General features: G+C 56.3%; 14 protein-coding genes. 9 read left to right on the top strand and 5 right to left on the bottom strand.

The genetic code is table 11. The features are described from left to right. Positions 1 to 59: 59 nt before the first annotated feature. A complete protein-coding gene (locus tag ACI7MX_RS01805) occupies positions 60 to 515 on the top strand; it encodes a flavodoxin (protein ID WP_314490667.1) in 456 nt (151 codons plus the stop codon). On the opposite strand, the gene ACI7MX_RS01800 is transcribed toward ACI7MX_RS01805, so the two are convergent. Further along, positions 493 to 1,392 carry a LysR family transcriptional regulator gene (locus tag ACI7MX_RS01800; protein WP_314490670.1) on the bottom strand — a complete coding sequence of 300 codons (900 nt, stop codon included), beginning with the start codon at positions 1,390 to 1,392 and terminating at the stop codon, positions 493 to 495. The two genes, ACI7MX_RS01805 and ACI7MX_RS01800, sit on opposite strands and share 23 nt — an antisense overlap. Before the next feature lie 99 nt (positions 1,393 to 1,491). Here ACI7MX_RS01800 and ACI7MX_RS01795 point away from each other — a divergent pair, with 99 nt between their 5' ends. The 3 genes from ACI7MX_RS01795 (at position 1,492) to ACI7MX_RS01785 (ending at position 3,388) form a co-directional block, all read left to right on the top strand. Beyond that, positions 1,492 to 1,878: a CidA/LrgA family protein gene (locus ACI7MX_RS01795; protein ID WP_314490673.1), complete on the top strand. Its 387-nt coding sequence runs from the start codon at positions 1,492 to 1,494 to the stop codon at positions 1,876 to 1,878. Then, positions 1,868 to 2,554: an LrgB family protein gene (locus tag ACI7MX_RS01790; RefSeq protein WP_314490675.1), complete on the top strand. Its 687-nt coding sequence runs from the start codon at positions 1,868 to 1,870 to the stop codon at positions 2,552 to 2,554. The genes ACI7MX_RS01795 and ACI7MX_RS01790 overlap by 11 nt, the downstream gene beginning before the upstream one ends. Positions 2,555 to 3,013: 459 nt before the next feature. After that, positions 3,014 to 3,388, top strand: coding sequence for a hypothetical protein (locus ACI7MX_RS01785; RefSeq protein WP_314490677.1), 375 nt, complete (start codon positions 3,014 to 3,016; stop codon positions 3,386 to 3,388). 12 nt (positions 3,389 to 3,400) lie between these two features. Here ACI7MX_RS01785 and ACI7MX_RS01780 read toward each other — a convergent pair whose 3' ends face one another. Then, a complete protein-coding gene (locus ACI7MX_RS01780; protein WP_314490680.1) occupies positions 3,401 to 4,195 on the bottom strand; it encodes an IclR family transcriptional regulator in 795 nt (264 codons plus the stop codon). Between the two features lie 163 nt (positions 4,196 to 4,358). On the opposite strand from ACI7MX_RS01780, the gene hmgA reads away from it, so the two are divergent. The 4 genes from hmgA (at position 4,359) to ACI7MX_RS01760 (ending at position 8,808) form a co-directional block, all read left to right on the top strand. Continuing rightward, on the top strand, positions 4,359 to 5,663 hold the full coding sequence (gene hmgA, locus ACI7MX_RS01775; protein ID WP_314490683.1) for a homogentisate 1,2-dioxygenase: 1,305 nt from the start codon (positions 4,359 to 4,361) through the stop codon (positions 5,661 to 5,663). A gap of 3 nt (positions 5,664 to 5,666) precedes the next feature. Then, positions 5,667 to 6,971: a fumarylacetoacetase gene (fahA, locus tag ACI7MX_RS01770; protein WP_405588717.1), complete on the top strand. Its 1,305-nt coding sequence runs from the start codon at positions 5,667 to 5,669 to the stop codon at positions 6,969 to 6,971. An 11-nt stretch (positions 6,972 to 6,982) separates the two neighbouring features. After that, positions 6,983 to 7,621, top strand: coding sequence for a maleylacetoacetate isomerase (gene maiA / locus ACI7MX_RS01765; RefSeq protein WP_405588720.1), 639 nt, complete (start codon positions 6,983 to 6,985; stop codon positions 7,619 to 7,621). A 155-nt stretch (positions 7,622 to 7,776) separates the two neighbouring features. Then, a complete protein-coding gene (locus tag ACI7MX_RS01760) occupies positions 7,777 to 8,808 on the top strand; it encodes a Glu/Leu/Phe/Val dehydrogenase dimerization domain-containing protein (RefSeq protein ID WP_314490690.1) in 1,032 nt (343 codons plus the stop codon). A gap of 80 nt (positions 8,809 to 8,888) precedes the next feature. Here the strand turns inward: ACI7MX_RS01760 and ACI7MX_RS01755 are convergent, their stop codons facing one another. Beyond that, complete coding sequence (locus ACI7MX_RS01755; protein WP_019410845.1) at positions 8,889 to 9,146, bottom strand: YebG family protein; 258 nt, start codon at positions 9,144 to 9,146, stop codon at positions 8,889 to 8,891. Positions 9,147 to 9,574: 428 nt separating this feature from the next. Between ACI7MX_RS01755 and ACI7MX_RS01750 the strand changes: the two genes are divergently transcribed. Next, on the top strand, positions 9,575 to 10,075 hold the full coding sequence (locus tag ACI7MX_RS01750; RefSeq protein ID WP_146385394.1) for a phosphate-starvation-inducible protein PsiE: 501 nt from the start codon (positions 9,575 to 9,577) through the stop codon (positions 10,073 to 10,075). Positions 10,076 to 10,153: 78 nt separating this feature from the next. Here the strand turns inward: ACI7MX_RS01750 and ACI7MX_RS01745 are convergent, their stop codons facing one another. Then, on the bottom strand, positions 10,154 to 10,582 hold the full coding sequence (locus tag ACI7MX_RS01745) for an HPF/RaiA family ribosome-associated protein (protein ID WP_314485490.1): 429 nt from the start codon (positions 10,580 to 10,582) through the stop codon (positions 10,154 to 10,156). 201 nt (positions 10,583 to 10,783) lie between these two features. After that, positions 10,784 to 13,123: a TonB-dependent Fe(3+) dicitrate receptor FecA gene (gene fecA / locus ACI7MX_RS01740; RefSeq protein ID WP_405588726.1), complete on the bottom strand. Its 2,340-nt coding sequence runs from the start codon at positions 13,121 to 13,123 to the stop codon at positions 10,784 to 10,786. Positions 13,124 to 13,286 lie beyond the last annotated feature (163 nt).

The raw sequence follows: 13,286 nt of genomic DNA, 5'->3' as shown, positions 1-13,286 counted from the left end.
CGAAAGCCGTGCCTCACCTGTTAATATCCGGCCTTTAAGTCTGTTACAGGATCAGTTTGATGAAAGTAGCCATCCTTTGCGGCTCGGTGTACGGCACCGCTGAAGAAGTCGCTCGTAACGCCAGACAATTGCTGACCGCCGCACAATTTGAGGTGCTGCTCAACCCGCGCGCCACACTGGCTGATGTACAGGCCTTTGCCCCGGACGCTTTTCTGGCGGTGACCTCAACCACCGGCATGGGTGAGCTTCCTGACAATCTCATGCCGCTGTATTGCGCGATTCGCGATCAGTTGCCAGCGGCCTGGCGTGGCTTGCCGGGTGCCGTGATCGCACTGGGTGACGAGAGTTATGGCGACACGTTCTGCGGAGGTGGCGAGCAAATGCGCGAATTGTTTACTGAGCTGGGCCTGCGTGAGGTTCAGCCTATGCTGCGACTGGACGCTAGTGAATCCGTCACCCCGGAAAGCGATTCTGAACCATGGGTTGAAGACTTCATCCAGGCACTGACGCAATAACCGGTCGTTCACGCAGCAGTTCAAGCCAGGCTTGGGCTGCGCGTGACAAATAAGCGCCATCGCGCCAGATAAAAGCAATATCCCAGCGCAGGTAGTCAGGTGCGACCAGTTTGAGGCGCACGACGCCCGGCCGTACCAATGCGCGTGCGACCACACTGGGCAGCAGGACCACGCCCTGACCTGCAGCTACCAAGGCAACCAGAAAGTCCGATTGCCCGCTGCGGCCGCCTTCTTTTGGCGTGAAGCCCAGTTGTTGGCAGGCGAGCAACAGACGGTCGTTCAGCACAAAGCTGCGCTGATAAAGCAAAAACGGCGTTTGCGCCAGTTGCTCCAGACGCACGCTGCCTCCCTGCGCCAGCGGATGATCAGCCGGCAGCAACGCGTCCAGCGGTTCATCGCAAAAAGCCTGATAGGCGAATAACGGATTCTTCGGCGTCAAACTCCCCCCCAGTTCCAGCTCACCACTTAATACCGCCTGCTCAATATTCAGGCTGCCTCCTTCGAGCAGACTCACCTGGATATTGGGGTAACGCCGGCGGTACTCGGCAATCAGGCTGGCAAACAAGGTACTGCTGCCCAGCAATGGCAGGCCAAGGCGCAATTCGCCGCGGGTCAAATGGGTGAGATCATCGAGCTCGCTGAGTAATTCGTTGTGCAGGCGCAGCATGCTGTTGGCGCGTTGTAGCACCACGTTACCCGCCGCTGTCAGGCGTACATGCGAACCCAGTCGGTCAAACAGTGGGGTGCCCAGGCTGTGCTCCAGTTGCGCGACCTGTTTGCTGACGGCTGACTGGCTGATGTGCAGTGAATGAGCCGCTTGAGTGAAGCCGCCCAATTGCACGACTTCAACAAATGTACGCAGGTGTTTGAATTCCATGAAGGTGATTCCATTTTGGAATGGCTTGCAGTCTAACAATTCGTTTTCGGGATGGAAGGGCTGTCTTTAAACTGAAGCCCAGTCTGCGATGGAAACTACATGAAACGCTTCGATGTAAGACGTGCGGCAAGAGTTGTCAGTGAAATGGGCGTGTTGCTGGCTATTTACTGGGTCGGTTGCCAAATAGCAGCAGCGCTGCAGTGGCCAATACCGGGAGGCGTTATAGGCATGGCCCTATTACTGCTGGCGTTTGCCACAGGCTGGGTCAAACCGGCGACCCTGCAATTGGGCGCTGGCATATTGATGGCTGAGATGCTGCTGTTTTTTATTCCTGCGCTGATGAGCCTGCTCGATTACGGCACGCTGGTGCGCACAGACGGTTGGCGCATTTTGCTGGTGATTGGCGTCAGCACCTTACTGGTGATGGTGGTGACGGCTTTTACCGTGGAAGCGGTGTGCCGCTGGAGGATGCGTCATGACGCTTGAATGGATGCCCGTGTTCTGGCTGTTGCTCACCCTTGGGGCGTATGGCTTCAGCCGCTGGATATACCGTCGTACCGGGCGCTACCTGTTGTCGCCGCTGATTCTGGTGCCTGCATTATTGCTGGCGGTGGCTGTGCCGATGCACACCGCGTATGCCGAGTACTCGGCCGATACCCATTGGTTGATGCTGGTATTGGGGCCGGTCACCGTCGCATTCGCCGTGCCCATCTGGCAACAACGCCAGATGTTGGCGCGCCACTGGATGGCCTTGTTGCTGGGAATGCTGGCAGGCAGCGCAGCGTCCATCGGCAGTTCATTCTGGCTGGCCAAGGCGCTAGCGCTGGACACCTCGCTGGCGATGTCATTGGTGCCGCGTTCCATCACCACACCTTTTGCCATGCCGATGGCGCAAAACCTGGGCGGCGTGCCGGAACTCACAGCCGTATTTGTAATGTTTACCGGTGTGTTCGGTGCCTTGCTCGGCGGTATCTTGCTCAAGTGGCTGCCGCTGCGCAGCAGTCTGGCGCGGGGTGCTCTGTTTGGTATCGGCGCTCACGGGGCGGGTGTCAGCCGTGCCCGCGAAGTGGGCAGTGAGGAAGGCTCGGTGGCGGGTCTGGTGATGGTACTGACCGGTATTCTCAACCTGTTCGCAGCGCCGCTATTGATGAAGCTTTTGTAAGGCGACGAGGCGGTCGTCCAACCTCATCTTCGGCACCTGCCAAGGGCGTAGCATGCCCCGTATTTATTTCAGGCATAAAAAAGGCCGCTGCAAGGCAGCGGCCAAAGAAGACGTTCATCAAGGAGCTACAAATCAACGTCAGGGTAAAAATGTCGCGCAGAGTCAGTGCGACTCGATGCGTGTACCAGCATAGCTGCTGGAAAGTTCGACAAGCATAAAACTTCACCTCAAGCAGAGTAAGCCTGCTTTGCGACAATCACTTTTACAACTTCGGCAATAGTTTTAGGAAGCTTGGAAGGCTCTGGAACAAGGCTTTGGCAACTTATAAAACGCTCAATAACTATGTACTGCATAGCGCAGGGACGGTGCAGATTAAATGCGTGGCTACAGGGTTCCTTTCGGCAGACTTCATCACGGCAAGACGCCGGGTGGGCCGGAAGTAATGACAGGAGCTACAGCATGAAAAAAGTAGACATGGATATATTCGACACGCATGACTTCACCCTTAAACCCAGCCCGAAAGTCGTTGAGCGCGCACGTGACTTTCTAAATGAGCAACTGCAGGCGTATTCAATAGAGTGTGAAAGCCTTCATATGAATACAGTGAATGACATCGTCGAACTTCGCGTGGTCTTCAGCCAAACCCTGCTGGATCTGGGCATGGATACGTTGGAGTGGGGCGTGGTGCAGTCGTTCGATGATTGGGTGACCGGTGTGTTTTCGGAGGACTGGACATTCGACGACCTTTATCGGGTAAAAAAACCGTCGCTGGAGCATATTGAAATCATCATGAAAGACCTGCTCGATGCTGCCAAATACGAGTGGATGGTGTGATGCCATCAACCCCTAATCCGGCTGAAAACCCATCCGCCAACTGACGGCCTGGCTCGCAGCCAATAGCTGTTTGGCTGCGGGTCCATGCTCATCGGCATGAAACAGCGACGCCGGGCCTACAACGGTCAATACGCCTGCGACTTGGCCGGTGGCATCAAAGACAGGAGCCGATAGCGCATCTACGCCGGGCATCAGCAAACCGTGTACGAAATGCAACCCGCGTTGGCGGATCTGCTCACTCAGTAACGCATAGGCAGCGGGTGTTTCAAGGGGATGAACCTGATCACTGCTTAATTCCCGCTCGCGCAGCTCGGCGGTTTCGCGATCGGGTAAAAAAGCATTGAACACCAGGCCTGTGGATGAGCTCAACAAGGGCAGAACCGACCCTGGCTTGGTCACTACCGTTACAGCGCGCACGGCCGCCTCAATGTGTACCACGGTGGCACCTTGATTGCCCCACACCGCCAAAAAGCAGGTCTCATTCAAGTCGTCGCGTAATTGGGCCAAGGGCAGAGCAGCGACTTTCAGTACATCCATGCTGTTTAGCGCCGCTAACCCTACGCGCAACGCCTCGCGACCCAGGCCGTAATGATTGGTGGCCACATTTTGCTCGGCAAAGCCACTGGCAATCAGCGCCTGTAAATAGCGATGCACTTTGCTTGCGGGCATATGCACATGCTCGGCCAAGCGCGACAGCGAGGTTGACGGTGAAAGCTCTGCCAAGGCTTTGAGAATGTCAGTACCCACCTCGGCGGAGCGCACTTTTTGCTTGCCAGTGCTGTCGTTGCTACTGCGGGGCTTTTCCATGGTGGTGCTGTGACCTCGAGACGGGAGGGCGTCTTTATAGCTTGACGCTTAAAACCAATCAAATTACGTTATGCGTAATTGAATTACGACAAAAATAACGCAATGACGCACAGGCTTATTCACCACCCTGTGCAGTCGCTGCCTTCTCCATTTCGGAGGCTCCATGAACCTCGACCCGCCTGCTTCAGCCTTGGCCTATCAGTCTGGTTTTGGCAACGAATTCAGCAGTGAGGCACTGCCCGGCGCCTTGCCGATTGGTCAGAACTCACCGCAAAAAGTCCCTTACGGTTTGTACGCCGAGTTGTTATCGGGGACCGCGTTTACCATAGCGCGCAGCGAATCGCGGCGAACCTGGATGTACCGCATCAAGCCTTCAGCCAATCACCCGGCCTTCGTCAAGCTGGAGCGGCAATTAGCGGGCGGCGCATTAGGTGCTGTCACACCCAACCGCTTGCGCTGGAATCCTCTACCCATTCCTGAAGAACCTACAGACTTTATCGATGGGCTGGTGGCGATGGTTGCTAACAGCAGCTCGGAAAAACCAGCCGGTATCAGCATTTATAACTACCGCGCCAACACATCGATGCAGCGCGTGTTCTTCGATGCCGATGGTGAACTGCTGCTGGTGCCCGAACACGGCCGTTTGCGGATTGCAACTGAGGTGGGCTGTCTGGACCTTGAGCCGCTGGAAATTGCCGTGATCCCGCGGGGTATGAAATTTCGGGTTGAACTGCTCGATGCGAACGCCCGTGGTTACGTAGCCGAGAATCATGGCGCGCCGCTGCGCCTGCCTGACCTGGGGCCGATCGGCAGCAACGGTCTGGCCAACCCGCGAGACTTTCTGGCGCCGGTTGCCTGTTACGAAGACGGCCAACAATGCACCCCGCTGGTGCAGAAATTTCTGGGTGAACTGTGGGGCTGTGAGCTGGACCACTCGCCTCTGAACGTAGTCGCGTGGCATGGCAATAACGTGCCTTACAAATATGACCTGCGCCGTTTCAACACCTTGGGTACGGTCAGCTTCGATCACCCCGATCCTTCGATTTTTACTGTCTTGACCTCACCCACCAGCGTGCCGGGCATGGCTAACCTCGACTTCGTAATCTTCCCGCCGCGCTGGATGGTGGCTGAAAATACATTCAGGCCTCCCTGGTTCCATCGCAACCTGATGAATGAATACATGGGCCTGATTCAAGGCAGCTACGACGCCAAAGCAGAAGGCTTTCTACCGGGCGGTGCCTCGCTGCACAGTTGCATGAGCGCCCACGGTCCAGACGCTGAAACCTGTACCAAAGCCATTGCCGCCGACCTGCAACCGAGCAAGATCGACAACACCATGGCCTTTATGTTTGAGACCAGCCAAGTGTTGCGCCCCAGCCGGTTCGCCCTTGAGTGCCCGCAATTGCAATCCAGTTATGACGCGTGCTGGGCCTCGCTGCCTGCCACGTTCAACCCGAATCGGAGATAACCCATGACCCAGTCCTCACTTGCTCGCAGTTGGGTGGCGTCTGCCAACGGACACAGTGATTTCACACTGCAAAACTTGCCGCTGGGCGTGTTCAGTCACAAGGGCTCTGCGCCTCGTAGCGGTGTCGCCATTGGCGAGCATATCCTTGATCTGGAAGCTGCACTGGCTGCGGGTTTGTTTGAAAGTGAGGCCAAAGCCGCTGTTGAAGCCTCACTGGGCGGCGCGCTGAACGCTTTCTTTGCATTGGGCCGCAACGCGCGAGTTGCTTTGCGCGCGCGATTGATGGAACTGCTCAGCGAAGGCAGCACCCTGCGCGGCAAGATTGAAGCTCAAGGTGCGCGGCTGCTGCCTTTAGCCTGCGAGTGTGAAATGCACCTGCCGGCCAAAATTGGCGATTACACCGATTTTTATGTCGGTATCGAACACGCCAAAAATGTCGGTAAATTGTTCCGCCCTGATAACCCGCTGCTGCCTAACTACAAGTACGTCCCGATTGGATACCACGGCCGTGCTTCGACCATTCGCCCGTCCGGTGTCGAAGTGCGGCGCCCAAAAGGTCAAACCTTACCTGCCGGGCAGACAGAGCCGAGCTTTGGCCCTTGCTCCCGGCTGGATTACGAGCTGGAATTGGGCATCTGGATCGGGCAGGGCAATGACATGGGCCATGCAATACCGGTGAGTGAGGCGGGCGAGCACATTGCCGGTTTCTGCCTGCTCAATGACTGGTCAGCGCGTGATATTCAAGCGTGGGAATACCAGCCGTTGGGGCCGTTTCTGTCCAAGAGTTTTATCACCAGCATTTCGCCTTGGGTGGTCACAGCCGAAGCGCTCGAGCCGTTCCGCCGACCACAGCCGGCTCGTCCTGAAGGCGACCCGCAGCCGCTTGCTTACTTGCTGGATGCTCATGATCAGGCCAAAGGCGCACTGGACATCGAACTGGAAGTACTGTTGCTGACCGAGTCGATGCGAGAGCGTAACCTGCCGGCCCATCGCCTGGGCTTGAGCAACAGCTTGAACATGTACTGGACCGCTGCGCAGTTGGTGGCGCATCACAGTGTCAACGGTTGCCAATTGCAGGCGGGTGATTTGTTCGGCTCAGGCACATTATCGGGGCCGCAGCGTTCGCAACTGGGCAGTCTGCTGGAAATCACCGAAGGCGGTAAGCACCCGATCGAGCTGCCTGGAGGCGAGATTCGCCGGTTTCTGGAGGATGGCGACGAAATTATTCTGCGCGCGCGTTGCGTCTGTGAAGGTTTCGCCTCAATCGGGTTTGGCGAGTGCCGTGGCAAGGTCGTGGCCGCGTGTTAAGGGAGTGAGTCATGCAGCTCTTTACCTATTACCGCTCCACGTCGTCTTACCGGGTGCGCATTGCGCTGGCGCTTAAAGGTCTGGATTATCAGTCGATACCGGTCAATCTGATCGCTTCGGGAGGGGGCGAGCATCGCCAGCCTGAGTACCGGGCGATCAACCCGCAAGGCCGCGTACCGACGTTGCGCACTGACGAAGGCAGCCTTTTAAGCCAGTCGCCGGCCATCATCGAATACCTTGAAGAGCGTTACCCTCAGGTTCCGTTGCTGTCCGCAGACTTGATTACTCGCGCCCATGAGCGCGCTGTGGCGGCCTTGGTGGCGTGCGACATTCATCCGCTGCACAACGTCAGTGTGCTCAATCAGCTGCGTCAGATGGGGCAGGATGAAGAGCAGGTGATGCAGTGGATCAGCCTCTGGATTGGCCAAGGGCTGGCGGCCATTGAACACATGATTGGCGACCACGGTTTCTGCTTTGGTCCTGAGCCCGGATTGGCCGATGTGTATTTGATTCCACAGGTATACGCCGCTGAACGGTTCAAGGTCTCGCTGGACGCCTGCCCGCGCATTGCGCGGGTGGCGGCACTGGCACACCACCATCCGGCCTTTTTCAAGGCCCATCCCTCGCAACAGCCCGATACCCCGGTTTAAAACTGCGTGGCAGCTGCCGAAGGCTGCGTTCGGCAGCTGCTACAGGGTTATGTCCGAAAATCTGAAAAGGGTGCTGACTTATTCCCGCGTGCTTCGGCGAAGTTTTACCTGCCGCCTATACTGCCGAATACCTGAAATCATTCGAGGGCCTGTGAATGTTTGCTCTCATGCAAAGCGCTCACGTTGAGTCGCTGCACCTTAGCGTTGATCCCGTTACGGGGCTCAAAGCCGTGATCGCCATTCATAGCACCCGGTTGGGGCCAGCGTTGGGAGGGTGCCGGTATTTGGCGTATCCCAACGATGAAAGCGCCGTCAGCGATGCCATTCGCCTGGCTCAGGACATGAGCTATAAAGCGGCGCTCGCCGGTCTGGCGGTGGGAGGAGCCAAGGCCGTGATTATGCGAGCGCCCCATGTCGAAAGCCGTGCTGCACTGTTTGAAGCATTTGGGCGCTGCGTTGAACAGCTCGATGGCCGCTACATCACGGCCATCGACAGCGGTACGTCCACCGTGGACATGGACTGCATCGCCCAGCATACCCGGCATGTTGCCAGCACCACGGCGGCGGGTGATCCTTCTACGCATACGGCCATGGGCGTGTTTGCCGGTATTCGGAGCACAGCCTCTTCGCGCTTGGGCAGCGACAACCTTGAAGGTTTGCGTGTGGCAATTCAGGGGTTGGGCAAAGTCGGTTTCGCCCTGGCTGAGCAACTGCACATGGCCGGTGCGGAGTTGCTGGTGTGCGACATTGATCCTGCAAAAGTGCGTATGGCCATGGAGCAGTTGGGGGCACTCCCCATCGCATGCGAGGCCTTGCTCAGTACACCCTGCGATATTTTGGCACCCTGTGGTTTGGGCGGGGTGCTCAACTGGCACAGCGTGGCACAATTGCGATGTTCGGCAGTGGCTGGTTGCGCCAATAACCAGCTGACCAATCTGCAAGTAGCCGATCAACTGGAGCGCCGGGGCATTTTGTATGCCCCCGACTATGTGATCAATTCGGGCGGATTGATCTATATGGCCCTGACCTATCAGGGCGCTGCCCCTGAGGCAATCAACCAACAGTTGCTGCGCATCAGCGAACGGTTGACGGGTATTTACGCTCACGCTCAAGCTGAAAAACGGTCACCGGCCAGGGTATCGGATGAACTGGCGCAACGCCTGCTCTATGGCAAAGAGACTCACTAGCGACGCTGGAAGCGGCTTAAGGAAATGCCCAACCTGAAAGAGCGTCTTTCAGGGTCAGGGCAAGCGAACAGTCGGTTCGGTTATTCGCTATCGACCAGTAACTCGGACAGGGCGTCCGGCTGGCTTTTAAACGCCTTGGCAAAAACATCGCGATTCTTCGCCATGTAAATACCGGCTTCTTCAACTTGCTGCTCGCTCAACGACGGCACAGCTTTTTGCAACACTTCGGCCAGCAGCTCGGCCAACTCCAGCATTTTGTCATGACGGTCAGCTTCGGCTTTATCCATGAACAAACGCTCCAGATCTCGGCTGCTGCGGTATACCACTTCGACGGCCATTTACCACCTCATATGCCTTCACGATAATTTATCCAGGATCTGTACGGAATGTATCTGCGCTCGGTTATGCGGCGTTGAAAACAGGCTCGTGCGCGAGTCCGATCGGAATGCTCATTTACAACCCGTAGAGTCGTGCGCGACCCCGGCCGTTCCTCGCCTGTTTTCGCCTTGCCTAACCTTCGCTCGAACACATTTCGTACAGATCCTAATGATTACTGTATTTATATACAGCTAAAAGGATAAGCCAATCCTCTGGATTTGAATAGTGCCTTTTTAATCTAGCTGCAATTGATGCCTGCAACGGCCACAGACGTGCCTAATCGGCGCCGTCTATCATCTCATTGGCAATGGCTGGCCTTTTTACTGCATGCAGAAAGTGTCATGTGCATCGCGGATGATCCGTACGAGTCGATTCAAGGAGCTGCATCGTGAGAATTAACAAAGCTGAAAAGCTACGTCGTCAGGTACATGAGCTGGCGGAGTCGATGGGCAATTTGTTCGTTGAAACCTTCCACTATCTGGCGTTGTTCGCCATTGGTGCGGTGACCGCCTGGGCCGCGGTAATGGAATTTTTGCAGATGGTCGAGAAGGGCAATATTTCGATCGACGATATTTTGCTGCTGTTTATCTACCTTGAACTGGGCGCCATGGTCGGGATTTATTTCAAGACCAACCACATGCCGGTGCGCTTCCTTATTTATGTGGCAATCACGGCCTTGACCCGTTTGTTGATTTCCAACGTGTCTCACCACAATCCACCGGACATGGGCGTGGTGTATTTGACCGGGGCAATCTTGTTGCTGGCGATAGCCATTCTGGTGGTGCGCTATGCGTCTTCGCAGTTCCCGTCGGTAAAGATCGAGAATCCGCGCCGAAAAACCGGAGCAGGTTCCAGTGAGCATCCCGAAGTGGAGAAGGGCGAGCTGTAGTGTTTTTGCTTCAGGTAAATAAAAAGGGCGAGCCTACCGAAGTAGGCCCGCCCTTTTTTATGCGTCCTGAGCGATGAATCAGCTGATTTTATCGAGTTCTTTTTCTTTCTCTAAAAACTCTTCTTCGAGCAGATCGTCAGCACTTTGCTTGAGTTCATTCTCTTCAAACCCTTCAGCGGGAAGTTTTGGCGTGTGCTTGCCGCGCAGTTTGCCGAACAGGTGTTCCAGAGCGTGCTCCAGTTTTTCAGCGGCACCCTCCACTGCTTGGGTCAGTGTGTCTGCATCCTGAGTCACCACAATAGGTTGGTGGCCTTTAGGTCGAGCCTCCATTTTGCAACGTTTGTCTTTAGGGCCTGACTTACCACCGTTTTCGTCGGTGAGATGTACGATGACTCTGGACAGGTCTTCCAGGTGGCGTTCGAGCGTAACTTCTACTGTTGCTGTAACCCACTGCTGAGTACGTACGTCAACGGCGATGTTCTTATCGGAAAAGACTTCAGTTTGCATAATTCTTCCCTTATATAGCGTGCTCGTGTGAGGTCTGACGGCCTCGTGTGGTCAAAGGTTCATCGTCATCGCTCAATTACAGTGTTTGGGCCGATGGGCAAATATTTCAAGCACTATTTTCAGGAAGTCATGCAGGTTGTGACCGGCGTCAGTCTTTGATGCAGGCCAAGACCCGCGTGGGCGGGCCTTTGCCGATTCATATCAAAATGCAACAGAGGTCTGGACGTATAAGGTTCGTGGCTCACCCACGTATTTGCCTTTGTTGTTGTCGTCAAACGAGCGCGTGTAGTACTCGTGGTTGAGGATGTTTTTAACCCCGATGGCAACATTCAGGTCAGCCAGTTTTGGGCCGAAATCGTAGGCGACGCGGCTGTTGAAAATCATATAGCCAGGGATCAGACCCGTGCTGCCGTCGGCACTTTCTGCGCGGGTGTTGGCGTTATCGGCGAACTGATTGCTCTGGAAGTTGCTGTCGAGGTTGGCCTTCCATGGGCCCTGGGTGTAACCAACGCCCAAGGTGCCCTTGTTTTTTGAGGAGAACGGCACACGATTGCCCTTGTTGGGGCCATCTTCGCGGATAGTTGCGTCAACATAGGCGTAGCTGGCGTACACATCAAAACCGGACAGTATCGGGCTGACGTCGTCGAGTGCGTAGTTGATGCTCGCTTCAATGCCTTGATGGCGGGTTTTACCTCGTGCGATCACCGTGTCGGTGGTCTGGTTGCTGTCATATTGATTATTAAAGTTGATAAGAAATGCGCCGATTTCCGCTCTCAGGTTGCCATTGTCGTAGCGTGTGCCGATTTCCCAAGTGCGGGCTTTTTCCGGTTTAACTTCGCCGCCGGTGACGCGGTTGGGCATCTGGCTGTACTGCACGCTGCCGAATGAGCCTTCAGTGTTGGCGTAAATATTCCAGGTGTCCGTGACGTGGTACATCACGTTGAGGGCCGGCAGCGGGGTGTTGTAATCGCCCTTGTACTTCACGTGGGTCAGCAGGTTGGTTTGCTGCTGCTGGATCATTTCATAGCGAATGCCGGGCGTGAACGTCCATTTTCCGATGTCGATTTTGTCGTCGATAAAGAATGCGTGGGCTTCAGTGGCACCGCGGGTGTCACGGTCATTGCGGCTGTTGGTGGTCGGCAGTTCGTTGGCGGCTATCGGTGTGCGGTAGCGCAACTCGTGCCCGGCTTCGTTGATATAGCGATACCCCATGCCCACTTCATGTTGGCTGTCGCCCAGATCAAAGCCTTGAGCCAGACGGGTTTCAATGCCCCGAACCCAATACTCGCGCGGTGACAGTGAGAGGAACGTGCCCTGATCCAGGTAGCCGCTGCGCAAGGTCTTGGTGAAGAAGCTGTTGACCGTGAATTCGCGGCGTTCCTCCTGATAGCGATAGCCGAAGTTGACCAATGTGCGACGGCCCCAGAACTTGTCGTTCGGGCGTGTGGACTGATACGGGTCAGCTTTGAAGGCCGCAGTGCTCAGGCCGCCGGGCATGTCAGCTTCGCCATCGTAATACTGGGCCATCGCATTAAAGCTATTGGCATCGTCGAGCTGAAAATTGCCCTTGAGAATCAGGTCGTCAATGCGCGTATCGCTGTGTTCACGCCAGTCGCCGCCGCGCACGCCGGAATACAGCAACGCGCCGCCCAGCCCATTGTCGGCGGTTCCACCCGCCAGCAGGTTGGCGGTTTTTTTGAAGCCGTCTTGGGTCGACGAGGGACTGGTCTCAGTTTGGAAGCCGGCTTTGACGGTCGGTTGGTCGGGGATCGCACGTGTCACAAAGTTAACGATGCCGCCAACGTTTTGCGGCCCATAGCGTACCGCGCCGCCGCCGCGTACGACGTCTACCGCTTCCATATTGCCCATGCTGATGGGGGCGAAGGACAGCTGCGGTTGACCGTAAGGGGCGAAGGGCACGGGAATGCCGTCCATCAGCACCGTCGAACGGGTGGCAAGGCGCGGGTTGAGCCCGCGAATGCCGAAGTTCATCGCCATGTCATGGCTGCCGGTGCCGTTGTTTTCCGGCGCGTTGACACCTGGGATACGGTTGAGCACTTCACGGGCGGACGTTGCGCCCTGACGCTCAAACTCCTCGCGGCGGATCACGTCACGCGCGCCGGCGTGCTCGAAAACATTGGTTTGTGCGGCATCGCCCAACCAGTCCCCTACGACTGTCGAGGCGCCCAATTCAACGCTTTTCGGGGCGCTCTGCTCAGGCATGGGTTGCAGGCTGAATGCGCCTTGCCCTTCGGCGCGGGCTTGCAGCCCGGTGCCTTCAAGCAGCGTCTGCAAGCCCTGTTCAGGGCTGTAGTCGCCATTGAGGCCCTTGCTCTGAATGCCGCTGGCGACTTCGGAGCTGAATGAAATCATCACGCCCGCTTCACGACCGAACTGGTTCAGCGCGTTTTCCAGGTTAGACGGGGCAATGTGATAGCTTTTTGCGGGTTCGGCAAAGGCCATCGGCAGTGCGCTGAAGCTCAAGCTGGCGCCTAACAACAAGCGGGCCAAGGACGTGAGGCGATAAGGCTGGACGGGCATGAAAACATCCTGAGAAGGTCAAAATTGAAGGGCTTACCTTCTCTGTCACGCCAGATTTGAAAACAGCTCATGTTTTTTTAAACAATTAGTTCCGTAACCCGTAGCAGCTGCCGAAGGCTGCGTCCGGCGGCGAAGCCGTCGTAAAACCAGAAGACCGCACGCT

The sequence above is a fragment of the Pseudomonas sp. 2024-210 genome (genome assembly GCF_045062345.1).
Lineage (GTDB): Bacteria > Pseudomonadota > Gammaproteobacteria > Pseudomonadales > Pseudomonadaceae > Aquipseudomonas.
The sequence above is the reverse complement of the archived record's forward strand: the minus strand, read 5'-3'. Positions and strand labels throughout refer to the sequence as shown.

What these genes read in the sequence shown, in the direction of transcription:
- fecA (WP_405588726.1), bottom strand. Translation starts at nt 13,123, where the DNA reads ATGCCCGTCCAGCCTTATCGCCTCACGTCCTTGGCCCGCTTGTTGTTA.
- ACI7MX_RS01755 (WP_019410845.1), bottom strand. Translation starts at nt 9,146, where the DNA reads ATGGCCGTCGAAGTGGTATACCGCAGCAGCCGAGATCTGGAGCGTTTG.
- ACI7MX_RS01795 (WP_314490673.1), top strand. Translation starts at nt 1,492, where the DNA reads ATGAAACGCTTCGATGTAAGACGTGCGGCAAGAGTTGTCAGTGAAATG.
- ACI7MX_RS01745 (WP_314485490.1), bottom strand. Translation starts at nt 10,582, where the DNA reads ATGCAAACTGAAGTCTTTTCCGATAAGAACATCGCCGTTGACGTACGT.
- ACI7MX_RS01790 (WP_314490675.1), top strand. Translation starts at nt 1,868, where the DNA reads ATGACGCTTGAATGGATGCCCGTGTTCTGGCTGTTGCTCACCCTTGGG.
- fahA (WP_405588717.1), top strand. Translation starts at nt 5,667, where the DNA reads ATGACCCAGTCCTCACTTGCTCGCAGTTGGGTGGCGTCTGCCAACGGA.
- maiA (WP_405588720.1), top strand. Translation starts at nt 6,983, where the DNA reads ATGCAGCTCTTTACCTATTACCGCTCCACGTCGTCTTACCGGGTGCGC.
- hmgA (WP_314490683.1), top strand. Translation starts at nt 4,359, where the DNA reads ATGAACCTCGACCCGCCTGCTTCAGCCTTGGCCTATCAGTCTGGTTTT.
- ACI7MX_RS01800 (WP_314490670.1), bottom strand. Translation starts at nt 1,392, where the DNA reads ATGGAATTCAAACACCTGCGTACATTTGTTGAAGTCGTGCAATTGGGC.
- ACI7MX_RS01780 (WP_314490680.1), bottom strand. Translation starts at nt 4,195, where the DNA reads ATGGAAAAGCCCCGCAGTAGCAACGACAGCACTGGCAAGCAAAAAGTG.
- ACI7MX_RS01805 (WP_314490667.1), top strand. Translation starts at nt 60, where the DNA reads ATGAAAGTAGCCATCCTTTGCGGCTCGGTGTACGGCACCGCTGAAGAA.
- ACI7MX_RS01785 (WP_314490677.1), top strand. Translation starts at nt 3,014, where the DNA reads ATGAAAAAAGTAGACATGGATATATTCGACACGCATGACTTCACCCTT.
- ACI7MX_RS01760 (WP_314490690.1), top strand. Translation starts at nt 7,777, where the DNA reads ATGTTTGCTCTCATGCAAAGCGCTCACGTTGAGTCGCTGCACCTTAGC.